18 protein-coding genes and 1 tRNA gene are annotated in these 23,364 nt (G+C 56.3%); 13 read left to right on the top strand and 6 right to left on the bottom strand.

Going from position 1 to position 23,364, the window contains the following annotated elements; all coding sequences use genetic code 11:
* Positions 1-120 precede the first annotated feature (120 nt).
* The 4 genes from HQL76_13670 (at position 121) to HQL76_13685 (ending at position 4,370) form a co-directional block, all read left to right on the top strand.
* A complete protein-coding gene (locus HQL76_13670) occupies positions 121-2,250 on the top strand; it encodes a molybdopterin-dependent oxidoreductase (protein MBF0110214.1) in 2,130 nt (709 codons plus the stop codon).
* 366 nt (positions 2,251-2,616) lie between these two features.
* Entirely contained in the window at positions 2,617-3,729 is a 1,113-nt protein-coding gene (gene nagZ / locus HQL76_13675; protein ID MBF0110215.1) for a beta-N-acetylhexosaminidase, read from the top strand.
* An 82-nt stretch (positions 3,730-3,811) separates the two neighbouring features.
* Entirely contained in the window at positions 3,812-4,204 is a 393-nt protein-coding gene (locus HQL76_13680; GenBank protein MBF0110216.1) for a DUF971 domain-containing protein, read from the top strand.
* A gap of 90 nt (positions 4,205-4,294) precedes the next feature.
* Positions 4,295-4,370 (top strand) — tRNA-Glu (locus tag HQL76_13685).
* A gap of 129 nt (positions 4,371-4,499) precedes the next feature.
* Here HQL76_13685 and HQL76_13690 read toward each other — a convergent pair.
* Positions 4,500-5,012 (bottom strand): DUF1640 domain-containing protein, encoded by a 513-nt coding sequence (locus tag HQL76_13690; GenBank protein ID MBF0110217.1) that lies wholly within the window; start codon positions 5,010-5,012, stop codon positions 4,500-4,502.
* Between the two features lie 468 nt (positions 5,013-5,480).
* Here HQL76_13690 and HQL76_13695 point away from each other — a divergent pair, with 468 nt between their 5' ends.
* The 4 genes from HQL76_13695 (at position 5,481) to HQL76_13710 (ending at position 10,760) form a co-directional block, all read left to right on the top strand.
* The gene (locus HQL76_13695) at positions 5,481-6,494 is read left to right on the top strand and encodes a substrate-binding domain-containing protein (GenBank protein ID MBF0110218.1); all 1,014 of its coding nucleotides are present in this window, start codon (positions 5,481-5,483) and stop codon (positions 6,492-6,494) included.
* A complete protein-coding gene (locus HQL76_13700; GenBank protein MBF0110219.1) occupies positions 6,491-8,479 on the top strand; it encodes a HAMP domain-containing histidine kinase in 1,989 nt (662 codons plus the stop codon). The genes HQL76_13695 and HQL76_13700 overlap by 4 nt, the downstream gene beginning before the upstream one ends.
* A complete protein-coding gene (locus HQL76_13705; protein MBF0110220.1) occupies positions 8,476-10,053 on the top strand; it encodes a DUF3369 domain-containing protein in 1,578 nt (525 codons plus the stop codon). The genes HQL76_13700 and HQL76_13705 overlap by 4 nt, the downstream gene beginning before the upstream one ends.
* 206 nt (positions 10,054-10,259) lie before the next feature.
* The gene (locus HQL76_13710; GenBank protein ID MBF0110221.1) at positions 10,260-10,760 is read left to right on the top strand and encodes a lysozyme; all 501 of its coding nucleotides are present in this window, start codon (positions 10,260-10,262) and stop codon (positions 10,758-10,760) included.
* 50 nt (positions 10,761-10,810) lie between these two features.
* Here HQL76_13710 and HQL76_13715 read toward each other — a convergent pair whose 3' ends face one another.
* Positions 10,811-11,695 carry a Dyp-type peroxidase gene (locus HQL76_13715; protein ID MBF0110222.1) on the bottom strand — a complete coding sequence of 295 codons (885 nt, stop codon included), beginning with the start codon at positions 11,693-11,695 and terminating at the stop codon, positions 10,811-10,813.
* Positions 11,696-12,050: 355 nt separating this feature from the next.
* Here HQL76_13715 and HQL76_13720 point away from each other — a divergent pair, with 355 nt between their 5' ends.
* Both HQL76_13720 and HQL76_13725 read left to right on the top strand, forming a co-directional pair.
* The gene (locus HQL76_13720; protein ID MBF0110223.1) at positions 12,051-12,458 is read left to right on the top strand and encodes a hypothetical protein; all 408 of its coding nucleotides are present in this window, start codon (positions 12,051-12,053) and stop codon (positions 12,456-12,458) included.
* Between the two features lie 160 nt (positions 12,459-12,618).
* Positions 12,619-12,957 carry a hypothetical protein gene (locus HQL76_13725; protein MBF0110224.1) on the top strand — a complete coding sequence of 113 codons (339 nt, stop codon included), beginning with the start codon at positions 12,619-12,621 and terminating at the stop codon, positions 12,955-12,957.
* Positions 12,958-13,065: 108 nt separating this feature from the next.
* On the opposite strand, the gene lon is transcribed toward HQL76_13725, so the two are convergent.
* Both lon and erpA read right to left on the bottom strand, forming a co-directional pair.
* Positions 13,066-15,606, bottom strand: coding sequence for an endopeptidase La (gene lon / locus HQL76_13730; protein MBF0110225.1), 2,541 nt, complete (start codon positions 15,604-15,606; stop codon positions 13,066-13,068).
* 313 nt (positions 15,607-15,919) lie between these two features.
* A complete protein-coding gene (gene erpA, locus HQL76_13735; GenBank protein MBF0110226.1) occupies positions 15,920-16,273 on the bottom strand; it encodes an iron-sulfur cluster insertion protein ErpA in 354 nt (117 codons plus the stop codon).
* Between the two features lie 194 nt (positions 16,274-16,467).
* On the opposite strand from erpA, the gene HQL76_13740 reads away from it, so the two are divergent.
* Entirely contained in the window at positions 16,468-17,757 is a 1,290-nt protein-coding gene (locus HQL76_13740) for a hypothetical protein (protein ID MBF0110227.1), read from the top strand.
* 66 nt (positions 17,758-17,823) lie between these two features.
* Here the strand turns inward: HQL76_13740 and HQL76_13745 are convergent, their stop codons facing one another.
* The gene (locus tag HQL76_13745; protein ID MBF0110228.1) at positions 17,824-19,692 is read right to left on the bottom strand and encodes a bifunctional (p)ppGpp synthetase/guanosine-3',5'-bis(diphosphate) 3'-pyrophosphohydrolase; all 1,869 of its coding nucleotides are present in this window, start codon (positions 19,690-19,692) and stop codon (positions 17,824-17,826) included.
* Positions 19,693-19,962: 270 nt separating this feature from the next.
* A complete protein-coding gene (locus tag HQL76_13750) occupies positions 19,963-21,444 on the bottom strand; it encodes a putative O-glycosylation ligase, exosortase A system-associated (GenBank protein MBF0110229.1) in 1,482 nt (493 codons plus the stop codon).
* A gap of 274 nt (positions 21,445-21,718) precedes the next feature.
* Between HQL76_13750 and HQL76_13755 the strand changes: the two genes are divergently transcribed.
* On the top strand, positions 21,719-22,192 hold the full coding sequence (locus HQL76_13755) for a phosphatidylglycerophosphatase A (protein ID MBF0110230.1): 474 nt from the start codon (positions 21,719-21,721) through the stop codon (positions 22,190-22,192).
* Positions 22,189-23,361 carry a CinA family protein gene (locus HQL76_13760; GenBank protein ID MBF0110231.1) on the top strand — a complete coding sequence of 391 codons (1,173 nt, stop codon included), beginning with the start codon at positions 22,189-22,191 and terminating at the stop codon, positions 23,359-23,361. Before HQL76_13755 ends, HQL76_13760 begins: the two co-directional genes overlap by 4 nt.
* Positions 23,362-23,364: the final 3 nt, after the last annotated feature.

Raw genomic sequence — 23,364 nt, forward strand, 5'->3', positions numbered from 1 at the left:
CGCAGATCAAAATGCCCGGCAAGACCTGCCGGTGAGGATGATAAAGTCAAAAACAAAACCCTGGGGGCAATCCCCCAGACCCTTTTTTTCTTTCAATAATTTTTTCCGAGACCCGATGACATGCCGCATCACTGTTACCCTCTTGTGTGCCCCCTCGACTGCCCCGGCGCCTGCGCCCTGGAAGTCACCGTCGCCGACGGTCGGATCCATGCCATTCGCGGTCGCGGCGACCACCCCTTCACCCAGGGGTTGATCTGCGGCAAGGTTTCCCGCTACCGCGACCTTCAGGAAGGACCACGCATCCTCTACCCCATGATCCGAACCGGCGCCAAAGGATCGGGACAATTCCGCCGCGCCAGCTGGGACGAAAGCCTCGACCTGGTGGCCCGACGCCTCGAAACCATCATGAAACACACGACCCCGGAAGCGGTCTTCCCGTTCTTTTATGGGGGGACCATGGGCATCGTGCAACGAGGGGCCATCGAACGACTGACCCATCGGGCCGGATTTTCCCGAATGTCGGGAACGATCTGCTATCCCATCGGCTTTTCGGGATGGCAGGCCGGGGTGGGCCGCGCCGTTGGTCCCGACCCCAGCGAAATGGCCACAAGCGACCTGGTGATTCTCTGGGGAATCGATGCCGCCGTCACGCACATCAGCCTCATGGGCCATGTCAAGAAAGCCAGGAACCAGGGAGGTCGTCTGATCGTCGTCGATCCCTATCGCAGCCGAACCGCCCGACTTGCCGACGACCACATCCAACCCCGCCCCGGAACCGATGGCGCCCTGGCCGTGGCAATGATGGGGGTCTTGTTGCGGGAAGGACTGGCCGATGCCGATTATCTGGCGCGTCGCACCGATTTCGATCCCCTCCTTGACCGTCATCTGCGGGAGAAACCCCCCGAATGGGCCGCGGACATCACCGGCATGGATCCCGAGACCATTCGATCCCTGGCCCGCCGTCTGGGAACGGCCCGCGCCCCCTTCATCCGGATCGGACTGGGAATGAGTCGCCAGTTCAACGGTGCGGTCAACGTCCATGCGGTCTCCTGTCTCGCGGCGATGACCGGGGCCTGGGACCGGCCTGGGGGCGGAGCGCTCTTCGCCACCGGAGACGCCTTTCACATCCAGGGAGAACCGGTACGCCAAACCCGCCTGATGGCGCAACCTTCCCGCATCCTCGACATGAGCCGTCTGGGACCGATGTTGACCGGCCCCAACCTTGATCCCCCCATCGGCGCCCTTCTGGTATTCAACGCCAATCCCGCCGCATCCTGCCCCGACCTGAACCAGGTCCATCGCGGACTGCTCCGGGAGGACCTGTTCGTCGTGGTCCATGAACAGGTCATGAGCGACACGGCCCGCTTCGCCGACGTGCTCTGGCCCGCGACCACGTTTCTGGAAGAGGACGATCTTTACAAATCCTACGGTCAATACACGCTGCAAATCGGCAAGGGATGCCTCCCTCCCCGAGGAGAAGCCCGATGCAATCATGATGTGGTCAACGCCCTTGCCATGGCCCTGGGTTACAACGAAGCGGCATTCCAGGGAACCAGCCTGGAACGGATCGACCAGGTGCTTGCCGCCTCCGATTATCCCCCCCGTGAAACCTGGGAAAACCAGGGATGGCTCGACTGCCGCCCGCCGCGGGAAGAACGGCAATTCACGACCGCATTCCCAACCGCGGATGGCCGGTTTCATTTTTATCCCCACTGGACCGACCCCGCCATGCCGTCGATGCCCGACCACTGGCCGGTCAATGCCCGCGACCGGCAACCCCCGGGAAATCCGTACCCCCTCGACTTCATCACCCCCCCTTCCCTGGACACCCTCAACTCCACCTTCGCCCATCTGCCGGAAGGACGGCGGACCTGGGAACCGCCCCGATTGTGGATCCATCCCGAGGATGCCCGGTCGCGCAACATCGAGGATGGCCAATGGGTCAGCGTGACCAGCGCCACGGGCCGTCTGACCCTGAAGGCGACATGGTCCGACGCGGTCCGTCCCGGCCTGACACTGTGCCATGGGGTGCCTCGGGGCTCGATGTTTCGGGAAGGAATCTCCCTCAACGCCCTGACGTCAGCCGATTCGGTGGCGCCGGTGGGGGGGGCCGCCTTTCACGATAACCGGGTGGAGGTAACCGCCCTTGATCCCGCATCTGTCCCAGCTTCTGGGCCAGACGTTGCGCACTCTTCGGAGAATGAAAAAAAATTTCGGGTTCGATCGCGTTTTCATGGCGATGGCGAATAAATTCCAGGACAGCCAGGAACAAAGCCGCACCCACCGCATCCGCCACGCAATCCCAGACATCGACAAAACGCCCGGGAACATAGTATTGATGCCATTCATCGGTGATTCCGTACATGGAAGCATACACCCAGGCCCAGATCCAGGGACGGCGAAAAAAGGGCCATTGTCGCAACATCAGCCAGGTCGATGTTGCCAGAATGCCATAGGCGACCATATGAATCACTTTGTCCTGGAATGGAAAATCGGGCAAAGGGACCTCGACCACCCCCGAGGAAAGGTAGTAGATCCAGGCCGAATAGGACAAAGTGGCCAGGGTCCAGAAAATACGCATCGAAACTTTTGGATAATCGGAAGACGTGGCCATTTATGAATCGATACTCCAACCCCGCGGGGCATCTGGTAACGGGACTTTCCGGAAAGATTCTTCATCCGGAAGAACGACAATGGATTATGGAACACAAGCCGGCGGGTGTCATTCTTTTTTCACGCAACCTGGGTACTTTGGATGAACTCGTCCCATTGATCCAGTCGATCCGGCTGGCCTCGGATCCGCCACCAACCGTGTGGCTGGATCAGGAGGGGGGACGGGTACAACGACTCCGGACCCCGCTCACCCGTTATCCCACGGCCCAGGCACTGGGCACGCTTCATGAACAGGATCCCGTCCGCGGGGCACGACTTGCCCGACTGTGGGGGACCCTCGGAGGACGGGAATTGCGTACACTGGGGATCGGAGTCAACTGCGCCCCGGTCCTGGATCTTCGGGAACCGGGGGCCCACCCGGTCATCGGCGATCGCTCCTTCGGAAGTGAACCAGAGACCGTCATCGCCCTGGCCGGGGCCTGGCTCGATGGATTTTCCAGGAGCGGTGGCATGACCGTGGGAAAACATTTTCCAGGCCATGGCGCGGCCCAGGTCGATTCCCATCGCCAACTGCCGGTGATCGATCGGGACCGGACAGGACTGGAAAAGAGGGAACTGGCCCCTTTTCGCCGACTCGCCGCCAGGCTGCCGGCGATGATGACGGCCCACCTTGTCGCCCGTGGACTCGATGATCTTCAACCCGCAACCTGGTCCCCGGTCATCATGACCGGTCTCTTGCGCCGCGAATGGGGCTATCGCGGTCTTTTGGTTTCCGACGCCATCGAAATGCAGGCCCTGGATGGTCCCCTCGATCAAAGGACCCGACGGGCGATCCGGGCAGGGTGCGATCTGGTGCTTTGCTGTACCGGCAGACTGGAAGACAATGAGACGGCGCGCCTGGGAATCAAAGCCGCCCTGGAGGACCTTGCGACCACATCCGAAGGCCCAGGTCCGGTGCATGATGCCACGGAGATCGCAAAAATGCTCGCCCCCTTCCGCATCCCCCCCGGCAACTGGCGCCAATTACTGTCCGATCCCGAATACCGTCGCGACCGCGCCGAGCTTGAAACCCTCGCCGATGACGCACTGGGAGCGGATCCCACCGCTCCGTCGTAGATTCGGCGGTTGACCCGAAAGAAAAAACAAGAGACACTCTCCTCCAGGACCACCATAATCACCAGGGAAGCGATCACCAGCCATGTCCTTCGGAAGTCATCACAAACCGCTCCAGCTCCGCCAGATCTCCAAGGAACGACGCATCGTCATCACATGGTCCAGCGGCGAGACGTTCGACTATACCATGGAATTTCTTCGGGTCATGTGCCCATGCGCCAAGTGCAGCGGACATACTCCCGACCAGGCGCAACTGATCGATGGCAAACAGGATGTCACCATTCAGGCCATCACTCCGGTCGGGCACTATGCCGTCAAGTTCACATTCAGCGATGACCACGACAGTGGCCTTTATTCCTGGGATACGCTCCACGAACTGGGTACTCGACAGGAAACCCTCTGGCAGGCGTACCTGGAAGCCCTCGAAAAAGCAGGAAAGCGCCGCAAGCCATCGATCATTCCCATCAAGATGGTCTGAGACGAACGAGTACGCAATCTCCGCACGGAAAAAGAAAATCTCTTGCCCTGTCTCGGGAACCAGGGCACAATGCGCCTTCGATACGCCAAAGTCCCCATCGTCTAGTGGCCTAGGACGCTGGCCTCTCACGCCGGTAACACGGGTTCGACTCCCGTTGGGGACGCCAATAAGATCAACAAGTTAGAAAAGAAATCCTCCCGAAATTCCCCCGCATCTCCAAAATATCTCCATAATACGGTCTGAAACCGACTGTGTCGCTTCCTGGAGGGAATTCCCAGGATCCTTCCACGAAAATCTAAAGCAACTTCACCAGCGCCGCCACGACACCAACGGCAATGACCATCAGGCTCCCGAGCTTGATCACCATGCGTTGCTCCAGTTCCTTGATGTCCCGCTTCAATTCCGTTCGGACCAACTCAATCTTGGCATCGAGTTCCTTGAACCGAACTTCAACCTTCGCGTCCAGTTCCTTGATGTCTCGCTTCAACTCGGCACGGACCGAGTCGATTTTGACATCAAGTTCCTTGATGTCCCGCTTCAATTCCGTTCGGGCCAACTCAATCCTGGCATCGAGTTCCTTGATGTCCCGCTTCAATTCCGTTCGGGCCAACTCAATCCTGGCATCGAGTTCCTTGATGTCTCGCCGCAAGCCGGCATCGACCTCGGCCAAATCCCTCTTGGTGGCCAGCCGGTCCTCGATCAGGGTGACGAGGGCCTCGGCCTGGATGGCCGCCTGCCGCTCATCGACCCCGGCATCCCTCAGTTTCTTGACGTAGGTATAGGTATCAAATGCAATCGCCTGGGGCATCGGTCGCTCCTCTTGAACGGTTCCAGTCACCACTCATTCTATCCCTCTAATGAAGAAACTTGACAACCGTGGCGATCGGGAAGCAGTTTGAGGTTCGGGAACGCCCTCGGCCTTGATTTAAATTTACCTTCGAAATCATCGAGTATGACGATTTTCAAGCCATACCGTTCGATGCCCTTTGCCTATTCCAGAACCGAACGTTTTCCCCGGCATCATTTTCCATGATTTCACCTTGCCCGTCCATCGGAATTTCACCAGGGACCCCGGTCCGAGTAGAAGAAAAACGGGAGAAAAGATCCGTGACTCCATTGCCACGCTTGTTGTATCCTTGAAGGAGTGTTGCGATAATACGTCACAATCGTCTATAAATTTATTTTAACACAGTCAAACTAGTGTTTTTGCAGATCGGGATCCGTCTTTAGAATTCGTTTCTCCGTGGCATTGAGCCAACAGCGACCAGGAGCTGCCATGAAGCCTTCATTTTTCAGTCTGGGGCTGTTCGCGGTTTTCATACTCCTGAAAATGACGCAACCGGGCTGGAGCCTTCCCGAGGAACCGGAGGTTCTGAAAGGATTGGCCTTTTCCGATCCCGACGCGATTCTGGAACAGACGGAGGAATGGAAACGCCAGCCGATCCGTCATCAGGAAAGTGACCGGGGCGTTGAAGTGGCGCTGCTGTTGGACCAGAACATCCATCCGGGTTTGCGGCCCCTGGTGGAAGAGTTTTCCCGGAATCACGGGATCCGGGTTTCGGTGCGCGAAGGAACGTGTGGCCCCGCCGCCGAGGGGATCCGGCGCAAGGAGGTGGATATTGGCGGATCCTGCTGTCCCGCCGGGATCATGGACCGTCTGCCCGGACTTCGTTGGCATACCATCGGCATCTCGCCGATGGCCATCCTTGTCCATGCCTCCGATCCGGTGGAATCACTTCCGGCGGCGACGATCCGGGATATTTTTCGGGGAACGTTGACGCGATGGGGGCAGATACCGGGAGTTGGCGAACATTTTCCCAGGGACAGCATCATCCGTCCGGTCACCCGGCTCCATTGCAAAACCCGACCGGGACACTGGCGACTGATTCTGGACAACGAAGATTTGTTTGGTCCCCGGGTCAAGGAAGTCGGGACCATTCTCGACATGGTGATCAGCGTGGCGAACAACCATGGCAGTATCGGTTATCTTGAAAATTGGGAAATCATCAATGATCCCAAGTATAGAACATCGGTCCGAGCCATTCGGGTCGATGATCGGGACCCTCATGACCCCAAGGCCGTGGCCTCTGGAAAATATCCCTTCTACTGGGTCTATAACGTCTCCACCTGGACCTCCGCGGCCACAGCCAATCCGAAAGCCCAGGAACTGGTCCGTTTTCTCCTGGCCCAGGCCCACCGGATCAATCCCGAGCATCATGTGGTTCCAGCCAGCGAACTGAAAAAACAGGGATGGAAATTCAAGGACGACGAGCTGATCGGAGCGCCATGATGGCCTCCATTTCCGAAACACCCAACAAATTCTGGCCGATCCTTTGGCGAAGAACGACCTTGACCGCCAAGGCGTTGTTCGTGTCGATCACGATGGGTTTGGGATTCTGGATTTTGACCGACCTGTGGCAATCGTCGTTGCTCCGCGAAACCTTCCGCCAGGAACAAATGCGCACCCTGGAAATCCAGGCACATCATGACCGCCTTCTTTTCGATGAATTCATCAGGAAACAGGAACAATCGGTACGACTGTTATCCCATCTGGCCCCGCTGATCGACTGGACCAGGGAAAAAAGGGAAGAATGGCGTCAGCCCCCGACTTCCATTCGCTCATGGAATGGGGAAAATCGACCCCCATGGTTGCCGCTTCCATCGATCATGCGCCATTTGCTCGCATCATCATTCATGTTGTTACTGGATGACCGGAAAAGGGTTCGGGAATTCTTTACCATGGACGAATCGCGCCTGGAACTGCCGGACAGCGTCACGAAGACATTGATTCCACACCTCCTTGGGACAGACGAGCACAGCCATATCGTCTCCGACGGCGATGGAACGATTTATCTGATCAACGGCAGTGGAACCCTGGGCAGGAAAAGTTCCACGCAACCGGATGCGTTCATTGTATCGGTCATCGCCATGGACGATCATTTTCTCACCCTTTTCCATACCCGTTCCAACTCGGACAGCATCGTGGCCCTGATCAACGGTAACGATACCAAGGTGTTTGCAAGTGATCACCCTGAGAAAATTCATGTCGGGGCCACCCTGGAACAACTTGAAAAAAAATACGATGTGTTCGGAAAAAGATTTCTTGATTACAACTTTTCCATCGATGTCCCCATCCATTTTGCCACCCTGGTCTCCAAGGATGACCTGTCCCGGATCATCAACGAGGTCATTCATGACGAGCGCAAAAAACGGGCGATTGGTTATTGGACACTTTCGTTGGTATTCTTTGCGCTGGTTTTCTTCCTGACCCGGAAATTGACGACATTCACCGAAGGGATGATCGGAAGCGCCATCGCCCAATTGGGACTGAAAAAACAAAATGTCGCCAAAGGGGACCAATTATTGATCATGGGCGAACAATTTCAGTGGATGATCGACGAGATCCTCCGCTCCAGACGGCGTGAAATCGCCCGACAGGAGGAATTGCAAGACACCAATTTTGCCTTGCAACAATCCCTGATCGTCGTCAAACGGACCCAGGCGCAACTGGTCGAGGCGGAAAAGATGGCCTCCCTGGGCAACCTGGTTGCCGGGGTCGCCCACGAAATCAACACCCCCGTCGGATCGAGCGTCACCGCCGCCTCCTTTCTGAAACAGGAAAGTCAAAAATGCGCCGCCCATTTTTCCGATGGCACCTTGAAAAAATCCGAACTGGAAAACTATTTCCAGGATGTCACGGAATCGACGCAGATGATTTTGCAAAATCTGAATCGGGCTGCGGACCTTGTACGAAGTTTCAAACAGGTTGCCGTGGACCGTACCAGTGAAACAAAACGAAAATTTCGTCTCCATGAATGCATTCAACAGACATTGCTCAGTCTTCGTCCCCATTTGAAGAAGACGCGACACAAGATCACCGTCGATTGCCCCGAGACTCTGGAAATAACCAGTTTTCCAGGGGCATTTTCCCAGGTGGTCAGCAATTTTGTCGTCAACTCCCTCATGCATGGCTTCCATGAAATCGAGGAGGGAGAGATTTTCTTCAGGATCGAACCGCGTCATCAAGAAGTTCTTTTCCAATATTCCGACAATGGCCATGGAATGGACGAGAGTGTCCGACAACGTGTGTTCGAACCCTTCTTCACGACGGCACGGCATCGCGGCGGCAGTGGTTTGGGAATGCACATCGTTTTCAACCTTGTCACCCAAACCTTGAAAGGAACGATACGCTGCATCAGCAATCCAGGTCAGGGAACCCTGATGGAGATCCACCTTCCGCTGGACCCCGACTCCTGCCAGGAGGAAACATCATGACCGCGGAAGCCCCCCTTTTTTCCATCGAAGAGTCCCACGCCACGGAGAACGGTCCACCGCCGAACCAGGTCATCGACCGGGATCTTCAATCCCAGGCGCCCGTCTGGAAGATCATCGTCGTCGATGACGAAGTGGAGGTCCATGCCATTACCCGTCTTGTATTGCGCCGGTTCTCGTTCGAAGGAAGGCCGGTTCAACTTTTGTTCGGGACCTCCGGAGCCGAAGCGGTTCGCCTGCTTCACGAGCATCCCGATGCGGCGATTCTGCTTCTGGATGTGGTCATGGAGGTCGAAAGCGCCGGACTGGATGTGGTCCGGCATGTACGGGATGAAATGCAGAACCATTTCATACGGATCATCATTCGCACGGGACAGCCGGGAAACGCCCCGGAAGAAGAAGTTTTCTCGCAATACGAAATCAATGACTACAAGGAGAAATCCTTCCTGACCGGTCAAGGTCTCGTCACGTCGATCCTGTCCGCCCTTCGTTCGTATCGTGACCTTCGCGCCCTGGAAAACATGCGCAAGGGACTGACTCGAATCATCGGCGCGACGGAAGATTTGTTCAAACCCAATTCGATCAAGACCCTGGCCAGCGGCATCCTGACGCAACTGGCAGCGATCATCGGACTGGAACACAACGGCATGAAGAGCGATATTTCCTGCCTGGCCTGTTCCAACAGACGGGGAACGATGCGTGTCTACGCTGGAACGGGACGCTTCGAACAGGCCGTTGGTTCCGAAATCAAAAATGTCGTATCGGCGGAGGCGCAAAAACGCATCGAGGAAAGCCTGGCCAAGGAACGCTCCCTTTTTTTCGATCATTGTTATCTGGGTTATTTCAAAACAGCCCTGGGGATCAATCTGATCTTCATGGAAGGGCATCAACCGATCGGTCATCTGGAAAGAAAACTGGTCGAAGTTTTTTCGGCCAACATCACCTTTGCCTTCGACAATCTGTCGTTGAACCGTGAGGTCATCGAAACCCAAAGAGAGGTCACCTTCACTCTGGGCGAGGTCATCGAGGTTCGTTCCCAGGAGACGGGACACCATGTGCGCCGGGTCGCCCTGATTTCGAAACTTCTGGCATCGAAACTGGGTCTGGAGGAGGCGGAGGCGGACATTTTGTACATGTCCTCGCCCCTGCATGACCTCGGCAAGATCGGCATTCCCGACCCCATCCTCAACAAACAAGGCCCCCTCGATCCCGAAGAGCGCCGCATCATGCAGGAACATGCCCGCATCGGAAACGACATTCTCAAGAATTCATCGCGTTCGATCCTCAAGGCGGGTTCCATCATCGCCTACCAGCACCATGAACGTTGGGATGGCACCGGGTATCCTCAAGGACTCAAGGGAGACCGGATTCACATCTTTGCCCGCATCACCGCCATTGCCGATGTCTTTGACGCCCTGTCCTCCGACCGCTGCTATCGCAAGGCGTGGCCCATGGATCGAGTGATGGCATTCTTCCACGAAGAGAAAGGGCGGCATTTCGATCCAACCCTTGTGGACCTGCTGTTCGATCAGGCGGAAATCCTGATGCAGATCAAGAACAATCTCAAGGATCTGTAACCTTCTTTCTCGTCGCCGAAACCGGCCCGGTCATCGCACCATTTCTGTGACGGTTATCCATTGTCTTAAACACCATCCTATGATGATCGAACGGAAAATAACGCTGTCATTTCATTTTTTTTGTGTTATTCATATTCCAGTGGGATTTTTTTCATCCCTTACAACCCGGTTTCCAACCCAATTGATGGCAACAGGAGAATCAATCGATGACAAGAACCGTTTGCCAGGAGGCGATCGACCTGATCAAGAATGCCGAAGGATGTTATCTGACCGCCTATTATTGTCCGGCACATATTCCGACGATTGGCTACGGGCATACCAAGGGCGTCACACCGGCGGATGTAGCGAACAAAAAAACCATCACCAAGGATGAGGCGGAGAAGTTGTTGCTCAAGGATTTGAGTATCGTTTCCGACCAGGTCGAACACTATGTCAACGTTGGTCTGTCGGATGAACAGTTTGGCGCCCTGGTCAGCTTTACGTTCAATCTGGGCGCGGGCAGCCTTTCGGAAAGCACTCTTTTGAAAAAGTTGAATAGTGGCGATTATCTCGGCGCGGCCAACGAATTCGACCGGTGGGTCAAATGCACCGTCAACGGTGCCAAGGTGACACTGCCGGGCCTGGTAAAACGGAGAACAAACGAAAAAATGCTCTATCTGTCCGGAACCCACATGGATACCGCGATGCCGCAATCGGTCACCTTTTGATCATGGCGCCGTATCGCTGATCCGCGGACGGTCATGGATCCGGGATCGCATCACATGCCGATGGCCGAAAGATCAAGGCCATCCTTATCGACCGGGGGACACCAGAAACAACTGCCTGTCAGGGGGCGGGTAAACTGGAACAGGGCGTCGGTAATCCCGTCCTCCAGACCGGTCATGCGTCGAAGTTGCGCTTCAAAGGGATCCAGGGACCGGCCAAAAGCGATGAACATCAACCCGGCACCCGATTCGTTGGCCCAGGGCATGGACCGACGCACGACAAAGGCGGTGGGATCGAAACTTTCCTGGGCGGTCCGTTTGACATGCGCCGATTGCGGTGCATCGCCGATTTCCTCATTGTCATCACGGCGACGACCGATGATGTGGTCCTGTCGATCCCTGGAGAAGGATTCGAATCGGGTCAAATCGGAGCGCCATTGCTGGACCGCGACAAAACTCGACCCGTCCAGGCCGGGTCCACATCCCGAAAGGATGGCGGTGGATCGGGCATCGTCATCCTTCGGGTTTTCGGTGCCATCCTCATAACCGGTCAGATCCAGGCCCCGGTCGTACTTGAACAGATCGATCGCGCGAACAGGTCGGAAGGCCGCGCCCACCCGCGCCAGGAAGGCGCGTGTATCATGAAGCACATGACCTGGATCCTCGCCACGCCCCCAGCACCAGAGATCGGCCTGGGTGGCGGGGACCGTCACGCCGGGTCCGGTCATGGCGGAAAAGGGGCGCAATCCAGGAACTGCACGATTCAATCCCCGAATCAACCCCGGACCGAGGCCAATCACGAAACGACCATCGCCCGGCAAGTTTTTCAAGGCGCCGAGAACCGAGACGACATCGCCCCCAGGAATTGCCTCAAGTTCGACGGCACGTCCGTGACTGGGAATCTCCTCAAGAATTCCCTTCTGGAAAGGCCATGTCATGTTTTCAATCCTTTCAACGGATGCCGGTCCACCATTCGATCGGCTGCGGGAAAACATATCGCACCAACGATCAATAATCCAATTTTTTATGAAACACCGCTCCGTCAGCACGAATGGCGACAAACGCCGAGGCATCAGGATTGTCGATCCGATGTCCATCAATCCCCCTGCACATAGTTCCGTTAATACCTTTCTCCATTGGTTTTCGTTTTCTTAGAGTGAATTATTCATCATTTCATTAATCAATTGTCTGTAATTTAAAAAAATTTTCAATTTAGCCACTTGTGGTTTGCCCCGATCTTCGATAATTTTTCCCTGACCTGCTTACAGCCATTCAGCAAGAGGGAGTTCGGACATGAAAATCGTCACTCTGGCCATCGCCGCCGGTGCGTTCGCCGCAGTGGGATTCGCGGACGTCACCCAGGCCCACGTCCCCTACCACGATGCCATACCCCATACCCACCACGCCCATCCTGGAGATTGGAAATCGGGAGGGTGGACCCAATGGCACAACCAACCCGGCTTCACCCAACTGGGCAGCGTCGGAACCCAGCTTTTCCAGGTCCACGAAAAAGGAGTCGTCGGTTACCATCCTCATGCCTGGCATGGGTACTCTGGCTACAGCTACTTTTACGGAATTTCCAGCCCCATGATGGGCAAGGTCTGTACCTGCCCCCACTGCAAGGAAGCCAGCGCCCAGTGTACCTGTCCCCCCGGCGCCTGCTCCTGCCCCCATCACCAACATCATGCCGAGAAAAAATGATTTCCAACGATGAAAATGATTGGCAGACGTTCCCGCGAAAGAGCGATGATTCGTGACCGGGACTCAAAGTCCAGGCTGTCCTGACCGGCGCCATCAAATCCCTTCAACAGACAACACCATTCAAAAACTACTAAAATATGGGGTAATCACGATGAGAAAGATGTCAAACGTTTCAACCCTCGCCGTTCTGTCTCTGGCGGGTGCCATGTTTGTCGGATCCAGCTTTACCGCCGCGACCCCTGCCAAGGCCGATGTCGTCACGGCGACCATCCTTGCCGGTTCCGCCCTGGGATTGACCCTGTGGCATGATCCCTGGCCGGTGCGCGCCCTCGTCCGTCCGATCGCCTACGTTCTTGATGTACCCAATCCCATCAAGACCCATACCCATTGTCACGGCTATTACGGTCATTACGACCATTATGTCCACGTCGGTGTTCAACCTCATTGCCACTCCGGCATCATGGCTACCGAACAGACGCCCGCTCCCGCGGCGAAGTAATCCTGACCTGATCCCCGGTCGCGTTGCGATTCGAACCGCAACGCGACCGGGGCAGGCCCGGGACGCATCAACCTTTCCATGATTCGCCCGGATCCGGTATCAACAGGTTTATTCGAAAACAAGTTTGGGGACCTGGGGATACTTTGTGACGAAGTGAACGGTAAACCCTTCGCGAATGTATTCGGGGACCTCTTCGTAATCCTTGCGGTTGGCCTCCGGCAGAATCAATTCCCGCAATCCGACCCGGCGGGCAGCGATGACCTTTTCGCGAATCCCCCCCACTGCCAACACCTGTCCCGTCAAGGTGATCTCTCCCGTCATGGCCAACTGTCGCGAAACCGGTACATTTTGGGCCAGGGACAGGAGTGCCGTCGCCATCGTCACCCCCGCCGAGGGGCCATCCTTGGGAGTGGCGCCCTCGGGAACATGAAGATGAATCATCTTCTCTTCCAACAATGCCACATCGCCCCCCAACGCCTTGCATTGGGCCAATATGTAATGATAGGCAATCTCCGCCGATTCCTTCATCACCTCGCCCAACTTTCCGGTCAGTGAAAACCGTGACTTGCCTGTCCCATAGACCACCGCTTCCACATCCAGGGTTGCCCCGCCCATGGAAGTCCAGGCCAGTCCCGTCACGATTCCAACCCCGGAAAACGGCTTTTCATCACGAAAATCAGGTTTCCCCAGAAAATCGACCACCTGGTTCTGCCCCACATGGATCGGCGTCTGGGCGTTGGATTCGAGAATCCGTACCGCCGCCTTGCGGGCGATGGCGCCGATCTTTTGTTCCAGACGCCGCACCCCCGCCTCACGGGCGTAACCCTCGATGATGGTACGCAGCGCATCCCGCGAAAAACGCAGATGATCCCGCGTCAAACCATTCTTCTGCAACTGCTTGGGTATGAGATGGTTGCGGGAAATGTTGACCTTCTCCTCGCTGATGTATCCCGACAAACGAATCACCTCCATCCGATCCATCAAGGGACGCGGAATGGTGTCGAGCTGGTTGGCGGTGCAGATGAACAATATTTTCGACAGGTCGAATCGGACATCCACATAATGGTCGAGGAATTCCGTGTTTTGTTCCGGATCCAGCACCTCCAGCAACGCCGACGCCGGGTCCCCCTGATAACTGGCACCGATCTTGTCCACCTCATCGAGCATGATGATCGGATTGGCGACTTTCTTCAAACGCAAGGCCTGCATCACCTTGCCGGGCATCGCTCCGACATAGGTGCGGCGATGCCCCTTGATTTCCGCCTCGTCTCGCATCCCGCCAACCGAAAACCGGAAAAATTCCCGTCCCACTGCCTGGGCCACCGAACGACCAATCGATGTCTTGCCGACCCCTGGCGGTCCAACCAGAAGAATGATCGACCCGCCGATCTCCCCCTTGAGCTTGCCCACGGCCAAAAATTCAAGGATGCGCTCCTTGACATCGTCCAGGCCATCGTGATCGCGGTTGAGTATTTTTCGCGCCCGCTTGATGTCAAGTTTGTCCTTGGAATAAACCCCCCAGGGCAGGCTGGTCAGCCAATCGACATAGTTGCGCGTCACCCCGTATTCGGAAGAACCGGTCTCCAATACCGACAGTTTGTCCAACTCGTCGTCGATCTTCTTTTCCGCCTCCTCGGGCAGGGTCAGTTTTTTCAACCGCTCCCGGAACTGCTCGACATCGGCGGTACGGTCGTCCTTGGTGATGCCGAGTTCCTTCTGAATCTCCTTGAGTTGCTCCCGCAAAAAGAAATGACGCTGATGTTCCGATATGCCCTCCTCGACCTGCTTGGAAATCTTGTCCTGAACCTTGACCATTTCCAGTTCCTTCTTGAGAAGCACCAGCACTTTCTCAAGACGTTCGCGGATGTCGAGCGTTTCCAGAACCTCCTGGAGTTCCTCGCGCCGGGAACTGGTCATCGAGGCGACAAAATCGGCCAAACGGTCGGGCTCGCCAAAGTTGTGCCGCGACAGGAACATCTTGACCTGTTCCTGATACAGCGAATCGTACTTCAGGATTTCCTTGAGGGAACTGATCACCGCCAGGGTGTAGGGTTTGATGACCTCCGCATCAAAATTGGCGGGCGTCTTTTCATGATGGAGCACCCGGGCGACGATCGGCGGTTCCGCTTTTTCGATACCGCTGATCTCGAAACGGGAGATCCCCTCCGCCAGGAGCTTGACCTGTTTGTTCTCCTCGTTGACCGCCGCCTCCATGATGCGGGCGACCGTACCAAAACGGAACAACTGCCCCGCGTCGAACACCTTTTCTCCATCCTCGGCATGGGACAATACGATGCCGAACATCTTGCCCGGCGTATCCAGGGCATAACGGATGGTGTCGTAATAGGGCGATCCTTCAACCTGTATCGGCGTCAGCATGCCAGGGAAAAAAGGGCGTCCCCCCAGTGGATAGATCACCAGTTGCGCTGGCAACAGGTCATCAAGCCGGGCGGGCGGATGGTTTTGCGCCGATGCGGCGGATTGGGATGGTACCCCCGGTTGCGACTCGGATGGCACACCCGAATCCCTGACACCATTGTCTTCCGTCGTTGCATCCGGTTCACGCTCCCGGCTTTCCCCGGTTTCCGGCTCTTCAACCACCTTGTCCACCGTTTCGGAAACCTCTGGATTCTTTGGATCGTCTGACATGAACTTCGTCCTTGCGTAAATGGCCAGCGGGCGAACAGCAGCACGTCCTGTCTGCTTGTTTTCCACTATATGGGGCCAGTTTGCATAATATGCAAGTCCGCCGAAACGAATCGGCGCCCTCAAAGGGGTGATCCATCATGAATCAAACGCTGAAGAGGACGGGTGAACAGCAAACATATCCACGGAGAGCAAGAAAAACCGGTCAAACGACGCGAGGGACACTACCAGGAACATTCCACACGTACATCACCCAGTCCCGAACCCTTGCCAATAGCAGCAAAAGGATCCGGGACCGGGAACATGACGCATCGTCTCAAGAATTGGCGCAGCCGCCCGACGTGTTCGGAGTGAAGGATTTGCCACAACCGCAGGAACTGGCGGCATTGGGATTCTTGATGACAAACTGGGATCCGTTGAGATCCTCGACAAAATCGACCTCCGCTCCACGCAGATAATTGCCCGACATCGGATCCACCAGAACCTTCACGCCCTCCGATTCGATCAAGGCATCGTTGTCTTCCTGATTTTCGTCAAAGGTGAAACCATACTGAAATCCGGAACAGCCACCTCCGGAGACAAAAATGCGCAACTTCAGATTTGGGTTGTTCTCTTCGGCCAGAAGGGAACCGAGTTTCCTGCTGGCATTCTGGGTCAAGGTCACTGGCATGAAAGGATTCTCCTCAAGAATTGTATTGGCATCGGGCAGGATCATGGCATTGCCCGACGAATCATGCAAACATGGACGGAATTTTTCCGAAGTCTTTCCTGGCAGTATCATGCAACGATGTCGTCATGGCAACAAATTTGTTTTTCTATTGGACAAGCCCCGACATTTCCACTTTCCGGCAAGGCAAGGTTTCGATGTCCGAAGACTCCGTTGAAAAAAGGCGATTTCCGCTCCCCATCGTGGAAGGATGGCGCGACCGGTATTGGACCCTGAGGGGGCACCTGTCGCGCCTGAGGCGGCTGGGCAACCTTTCCGACCATGAATTCAAGCGGTTGGCCATTGAGGATCAGTGGAAATTTCTGCGCCGGAAGGAAATCCGGGTACATGGAGAAACGGCACTCCGCGCAAACGAAGCTCTGAACTGGCTGTTTCGCGCCCAGGATGCCACCACCGATGATGGCGTGTCCATGGGTTGTTTTCCGATGGACGAGGGCAACACGATCTGGCGGCCTTCTTATCCTGAAACCACGGGCTACATCATCGTCACGCTCCTGGAATACGCCGATGCGTTTCAGTGCCCGGAGGCAAAGAAACGGGCCCGAATCATGGGATTGTGGGAAGCAGCCATCCAGATGCCCTCCGGAGCGGTTCAGGGAGGGATGGTGGTGGAGGCATCCCGTCAGGCTCCGGCGGTATTCAATACCGGCATGGTGTTGCAGGGATGGACCGCCCTGTTGCATCGGGAATGGAACGACACCCTGGCCCGTGCGGCGACGAAGGCGGCGGATTTTCTCGTCGCCGACCAGGGAGCGGACGGCCATTTCCGCACCCATGGCCCGTTTGTCCGCCAGGATCGCATCAAGACCTACAATGTTCTGTGCGCCTGGCCACTCTATCGTCTGGGCGTCCTCCAAAACCATGAGGGATACCGCCGGGCAGCCCTGAAATCGGCCCGGGCGGCCATGTCGCGACAACAGGCCAACGGCTGGTTTGCCCAGAACGATCTGACCCGTCCCGAGGCACCACTGACCCATACGATCGGTTACACGCTTCAGGGGTTGCTGGAGGTCGGCGCAGCAGCCAACGACGCCGAAATGATCCATTCGGCCTCCCGCGGACTGGAACCTCTGCTCGCCCGTATCGATTCCCGCGGTTTTCTGCACGGTCGCTTCGACGAACGTTGGCGACCGGTGGGACATTCCAGCTGTCTTACCGGCAGCGCCCAGATCGCCATCGTCTGCTATCGCCTCCATGAAATCGCCGGTCAGCGCCACCATCGGGAATACGGTGACCGCCTCGTCGATTTCCTGAAGGGACTGCAAGACATCACCACCCCCCACCCCGGAATTCGTGGCGCCCTGGCCGGATCCCATCCCATGTTTCTCGGCGGCTACATGACGGCAGGATACCCCAACTGGGCGACCAAATATTTTCTCGATGCCCTCATGCTCCAGGATCGCCTCGATCGATCCGATGGATCATGATCAACGCCGTGGTCATTTCCAGGGTCCACCATACTTGATTGTTGGGCTGAAAGAAAAATCGCTCCGTCAGGTCCAGCGATACTTTAAGATCTCCCGAACCGCCGGCAACCGCGGCAATTCGAGGAGTGTCTGTCCAAGAATCTCCAGTCCCTGACCTCCCAGGTCCATGCCAATGGTATAAAGCCCCCCGGAACGACTTTTTCCCGAGATGGATTTACCATTGATGTCCATCCGGGCCAACAATTCAAGGACCTGCAATAAAGCCCCCGCCTGGTGCTGCACGTTGAAGGAAACGTGCAGGGAAACCTGGGTATTGCTCAAATCCCAGTGCCCCTTTTCCCACTCGTCGGGATGAATCCGGGGGCAATCCCGACGATGCACGATCCACAGGCCATCTTCCGACAGACGACCGACGATTGCATCCGGTGGGACCGCAAGACAGCAGGTGGACCAACGGATGTCCTCGCCCGTCAGGGAGGTCATCTGGAAGGTGCCGGAGGTGCTGCGATTGATCCCCTTCAGGGTGGAGCGACCGCTTTTGAGCGCCTGTTTGATCAGGGTACGCGCCCGGGCTGTCTTGACACTTTGCAGCCAGGAACGCTGTGGCCAACCGTTTCTGGCGGTCAGAATCCGCACGACATCACCATCCTGCAACGGATAATCGGCCGCCCGCGGAATCTCGTTGACCTTGGCCCCGATGCAGCGATGCCCCAGATCGGTGTGAATCATGTAGGCAAAATCCAATACCACGGCCCCCACCGGAAACGTATGTCGGTCTCCCTTGGGCGTATAGACATCCAGAAGATCGGGCAGGACATGGGCATGTACCTCCGACATGCGCAGATCGCTGTCGCCCAGGGTTGCCAAAAGACGCATATACTTGGCCGGATCGGGTCCACTGACGCCCCATTCCGCCAACACCCCCATGCGGTTGGCCAGGTCGTCGTGTTTACGCACCACCTGGATGTTGATGGGATTGCCTTCCCAAAGGATGCGACTGGTCAAGGCGCGAAAACCATTGACCCTCGGGGCGTTCATGTAATCGCGCACATGCCGGGGCAGTGGACCGAACAAAGCGTGCATCTTGCCCAGTACCCGCCACGCCGCGTCATCGTCGGCGACCAACAGCCGAATCCGGTACACCGGCCATCCCACCCGCATCAGATGCCCGGTCCCCGGTTTTTCCGACAGGCAGAAAAAATCGGAAAGGGTCTTGCCCTCAATGGTAAAATCATGGGCCAGATGTTCACCAAGCACCTGTTTCAGATGCCGGCTCAACTGATCCATGCTCGAACGCCCCTTCAGGATCAGCTCGTCGAGGATCTTTCGCGCCTGGCGATTCTGTACCGGCATCAGGAACGGCAAGATCCGATCGATGATGGCATCGGCCAGGGTGATCATCCCCAGCCTCCGGGCAACCCCGACATAGATCAGGGAAAGGCTGGCCTTGTTCCTCGCCTTGTCGGGACCGTGGACGTACAGGGTTTCGGCGTTGTGGTACACATCGAAGGTTTTGATGATCAATACCCGCAGGTCCTTCGATGCCGACTGGAGAATGCGCCGATAGGTCGCGGGCAGGTCCCCGGCCCCGGTTTGCAGGTTGCGAATTTTCGAAAGGGCCAACACCAGGCGCAAGACATCGGGATCGAACTGCTCGATCTTTTGCCGGGCGTTGGCCTCGGGAGGGGCATCCTCGACGGCATCGTGCAGCAGGGCAGCGCAAACAGCCACATCGTCGTTGAGCCCCCACGACAGAATATTGTAGGCGACACTGAGGCAGTGACTGACATACGGTCCGCCATCGACCTTCCTGGTCTGACCCTGATGAAATGCCATCGCCATCGTCGCCGCATCCAGAACGCGATGGCCCGCCTCCACGCCAAGTCTGGTCCGGGACAGATTGACGAGTTCCTCGACGTGTTGTTCAGGTTTCATGAAGGTCGCCGAAGGATTGGCTCCGCCAGGCCAACTCTTGCGAAACCGGCCTGGAAACAAGACGGACCATTAAGAAAAGGTTCGCCTCCAGATCGTCATGATGCAGGGAAAATGGAGGAAGGTCAATTCAATGAAAAGCACCTTCCGACCAAAACCGAAAAATGTTTCCCGAAGTCGTCACGCCTACCGAAGAATGCCACCGTGATCTTTCCGGCCCCAAGCCAGCGATTCAAGACCTTCCCCGGGTCCCTATCCATCGGGGGGCCCAATTCAGGATAAGGACCGCTCCGCGGACAACCGCACCGGAAAAACATGCCGCATTGCTGAACGTCGTTCACCAGAAGTTTCATGGCTTACGTCATTCCGGATCTTGAATGTTTTCTTTGCCATCCAGTACAAAATAACAATAATACTCATATAATGATAGGGAAGATCGTAGTAGGCCAATCCAAGGGAAATCCCGGCGGTGTAATAGCCGACAAAGCCCAGCATGACCATTTTTGCCAGAGTGGCACTCCAGGACAGTTCCGGATCCTTGCGACACCGGGAAACCACCCACCAACCGCACCTGAGACTGGTCAAATGCATGAATATCCAAATGAAAAGCCCCACATAGCCCTGTTCGGCCAAGACCTCGAAGTAGATCGAATGGGCATCATGCCGAAAAACACCCGGCGTATAACGATCGAAAACTCCCTGAGTGAACGCTCCGAACCCTCCCCCAAGGAACGGACGATCCTTGGCCAATGCCCGGGCCATGGCCCAGGCATTGAAGCGACCAATGACCGAGAGATCCTGTAGAATCTCGGCATCATCCTTGATCAATCCTTTTTTTGGCCCCAGTTCATCAATCATGACAATCGCTTCCGAAACCGCCATTGGCAATTCCAAGTCATTGAGAAACAATGATTTCAAGGGGAACGACGCGAGAATGAAAGACATGTTCAATGATTCGAGCATGGGACTGACACGATTGACCCATCGATCCGGCATCATCGAAACGGCCAACGGAACAATGAATACCATTATGGCAATAGCCTTCACTTTTTTCCGCGAAAAAATCCAGAACACCGTTCCCATGGAGATCAGGGCCACCAGACCTCCCCGGGAATAACTGCCGAAAATGGCAAGAACACATAAAAAATTATGCCCCAGCAACCCCAAACGGACAATCAGTTTCTTTGATTCAATCATGAAATAAACAGACAAGGGCAACGTCATGTTCAGGGCCAGGGCGAAGGTATTATTATCGGCAATGAATGAATATTCGGGCCCCATCACCCGGAAATAGCCCCCCTTGATGAGCGTGAACAACCCTCCCTTGAAACCAAAAAAACCGATGGAAATGGCAATGATTGCTATGAGCGTGATAATCTGCTTTTTTTCCTTGATCAGAATGTAGGTGACGACGACCAAGACCTGGATCTTGACGAAACGGTCCCATTCGGCCCATGCCGCCCCCGGTTCCAGGGCGTTCATGGCTGTCACCGTTGTCCAAAAAATAAACAGAATCCAGAAAAATACCGGGGACACAAAAGGAATCCCTTTTCGTACCTCCCCGGAACGAAACATGGCCAGGATCGTGACAAGGGCAACAAAGTAATTAAATCTGAAATCGTAGGCAAAACCCCATGCCAACCGGTGCGGGGTCATGTAGGTCAACCAAGCCCACATGTACACCCCATAATGCGGGCGAACGAAAATCAGCGGAAGGGAGCCAAAGACGATCAGAGTCAATAACAGGTCACGCATCGATCGCCCCAGGTACATTCCATTGAATTTTCAATCGAATCATCAATTCCACGGTCGTTCCCGACCGCCCTGTCGGACACATGCGCCCCCATGGATCGACCCTGTTTTCGTCTTCGGTTCGACCGAGGCTATCCTGAGCGGCAATCATTGCGCAACGAAATTTCTCCTTCTTTTTCCATCCCTGGCCCGATTCCGACCATCGAATAAAAAAATCCAGTGTTTCATGATGTTTTTTTGGGTATCATGTCTCGATCGAATCAGGAGCGCCCGGACCATGGTCAATCGTTTCACGGATCATCTGGCCCTTGGGATCGCCACCCTCGGAGGTGTCGGTCGATGGGGCAAAGCGCCAGGAACCATGGGTTCACTGGTCAGCCTTCCCTTGTGCCACCTGGCACTCGTCGTGGGAACGCTCTGGCATGTACTGGCCCTGGGTTTCATCATCGTCATCGGCACCTGGGCCGCTGCCCGGGCGCAGTCGATCCTTCAGGACAAGGACCCCGGAGAGGTCGTGATCGATGAAATGGCGGGAATGATGTTGACCATGATTGGCGCCCCGGAAGGATGGGTCTGGCTCCTCATCGGATTTCTGGCGTTTCGCGTCTTCGACATCTGGAAACCCTGGCCCGTGGGCTGGTTGGACAGGACTTTACCCGGAGGATGGGGTATCATGGCCGATGACCTGGCGGCGGGCGTCTACGCCTGGCTGGTGGTGACCTTATCAACCTTCATCAAGGTGTCCGCATGAAGTGTCTCCTGGTTTTGCCGCAATGGAGCGAATCCAAATCGATCTACCCCGCTTCGGGGCGGCCCCATCTGGACCTGCTCCTCCAATGCCTGGGTTATTCCGAAATCGTCATCCGCGAACTGGAACCCGATTCCCCTTTCGATCCTGGCGATGTCGAAGAATCCTTCGGCCTGATCCTGATCCAGGCGGATACACGCAATACCCATGGAAGACTGCGCCGTTCCGTCCTGTCCAACCTTGGACTCTCCCTGGGATTGGATGGTCCCGCCTCCGATCGCCTGCGCGTCGTCGGCGCCCGCCCCCTCTACGATCCCTCGGGAATTCCCAGTGGCTTCGTCATTCGCCGCCGGGGACGCATCGTCGCCTTTTTCGAACGACCGCTCTGGAATCTGCGGATGGAATTGATCCATGTCGTCCGGACCCTCCTTCATGAAGAGGAACATTTTCGTCGTCCCCGCTTCGATGTCTGCTGGCTGGTCGAATCCCATGGGCAAAACCTCAATCTTCCCCAGAATACGGCGGATGACGAAGTGGCCCAGTTCCAGGTACGTCACCTCCCCGATGGCGATTGTGCCGTCATGATGTCCTCCGTCATCGGGGAAGAATTCCGCAACCGGATGCGTTCACTTCTCGGAACCCGCCTTTATGCCCTGAACCCGCGGCCACTGGAAGAAATCTGTGGTCAAATGTTGCGTGACACCAAACTGACCGTCGCCGTCGCCGAATCCTGCACCGCCGGTCTGGTCGCGGCCCGGCTTTCCTCCGTGGCGGGCAGCAGCCATTACCTGATGGCCGGTTTCGTGACCTACTCCAACCTGGCCAAGAACCGTCACCTCGATGTCGCCGACGTCCTGATCGAACGCTGCGGCGCGGTCAGCCCCGAGGTGGCACTGAGCATGGCCAGAAATGCGCTCCGTTCCGCCGGGACCGATCTGGCCGTTTCGGTCACCGGCATCGCCGGTCCCGATGGCGGAACTTCCGACAAACCTGTCGGCACCGTCTACCTTGCCGCAGTCTCCCGCAAGGGCACGACCCTGGAACACAAGGCCTGCTTCACCGGATCCCGCGATCAGGTCCGCCTTCAATCCAGCCAGATCGCCCTCCATCTTCTCAGACGTCTGGCCCTGGAACACCGTTACGAGGGGATGAATTCGGGAAAGAATCCATAAAAA

The organism is Magnetococcales bacterium (genome assembly GCA_015228815.1).
Lineage (GTDB): Bacteria > Pseudomonadota > Magnetococcia > Magnetococcales > UBA8363 > UBA8363.

Coding starts and splice junctions, on each gene's coding strand:
- HQL76_13670 (MBF0110214.1), top strand. CDS start 121: ATGCCGCATCACTGTTACCCTCTTGTGTGCCCCCTCGACTGCCCCGGC.
- nagZ (MBF0110215.1), top strand. CDS start 2,617: ATGAATCGATACTCCAACCCCGCGGGGCATCTGGTAACGGGACTTTCC.
- HQL76_13680 (MBF0110216.1), top strand. CDS start 3,812: ATGTCCTTCGGAAGTCATCACAAACCGCTCCAGCTCCGCCAGATCTCC.
- HQL76_13690 (MBF0110217.1), bottom strand. CDS start 5,012: ATGCCCCAGGCGATTGCATTTGATACCTATACCTACGTCAAGAAACTG.
- HQL76_13695 (MBF0110218.1), top strand. CDS start 5,481: ATGAAGCCTTCATTTTTCAGTCTGGGGCTGTTCGCGGTTTTCATACTC.
- HQL76_13700 (MBF0110219.1), top strand. CDS start 6,491: ATGATGGCCTCCATTTCCGAAACACCCAACAAATTCTGGCCGATCCTT.
- HQL76_13705 (MBF0110220.1), top strand. CDS start 8,476: ATGACCGCGGAAGCCCCCCTTTTTTCCATCGAAGAGTCCCACGCCACG.
- HQL76_13710 (MBF0110221.1), top strand. CDS start 10,260: ATGACAAGAACCGTTTGCCAGGAGGCGATCGACCTGATCAAGAATGCC.
- HQL76_13715 (MBF0110222.1), bottom strand. CDS start 11,695: ATGACATGGCCTTTCCAGAAGGGAATTCTTGAGGAGATTCCCAGTCAC.
- HQL76_13720 (MBF0110223.1), top strand. CDS start 12,051: ATGAAAATCGTCACTCTGGCCATCGCCGCCGGTGCGTTCGCCGCAGTG.
- HQL76_13725 (MBF0110224.1), top strand. CDS start 12,619: ATGTCAAACGTTTCAACCCTCGCCGTTCTGTCTCTGGCGGGTGCCATG.
- lon (MBF0110225.1), bottom strand. CDS start 15,606: ATGTCAGACGATCCAAAGAATCCAGAGGTTTCCGAAACGGTGGACAAG.
- erpA (MBF0110226.1), bottom strand. CDS start 16,273: ATGCCAGTGACCTTGACCCAGAATGCCAGCAGGAAACTCGGTTCCCTT.
- HQL76_13740 (MBF0110227.1), top strand. CDS start 16,468: ATGTCCGAAGACTCCGTTGAAAAAAGGCGATTTCCGCTCCCCATCGTG.
- HQL76_13745 (MBF0110228.1), bottom strand. CDS start 19,692: ATGAAACCTGAACAACACGTCGAGGAACTCGTCAATCTGTCCCGGACC.
- HQL76_13750 (MBF0110229.1), bottom strand. CDS start 21,444: ATGCGTGACCTGTTATTGACTCTGATCGTCTTTGGCTCCCTTCCGCTG.
- HQL76_13755 (MBF0110230.1), top strand. CDS start 21,719: ATGGTCAATCGTTTCACGGATCATCTGGCCCTTGGGATCGCCACCCTC.
- HQL76_13760 (MBF0110231.1), top strand. CDS start 22,189: ATGAAGTGTCTCCTGGTTTTGCCGCAATGGAGCGAATCCAAATCGATC.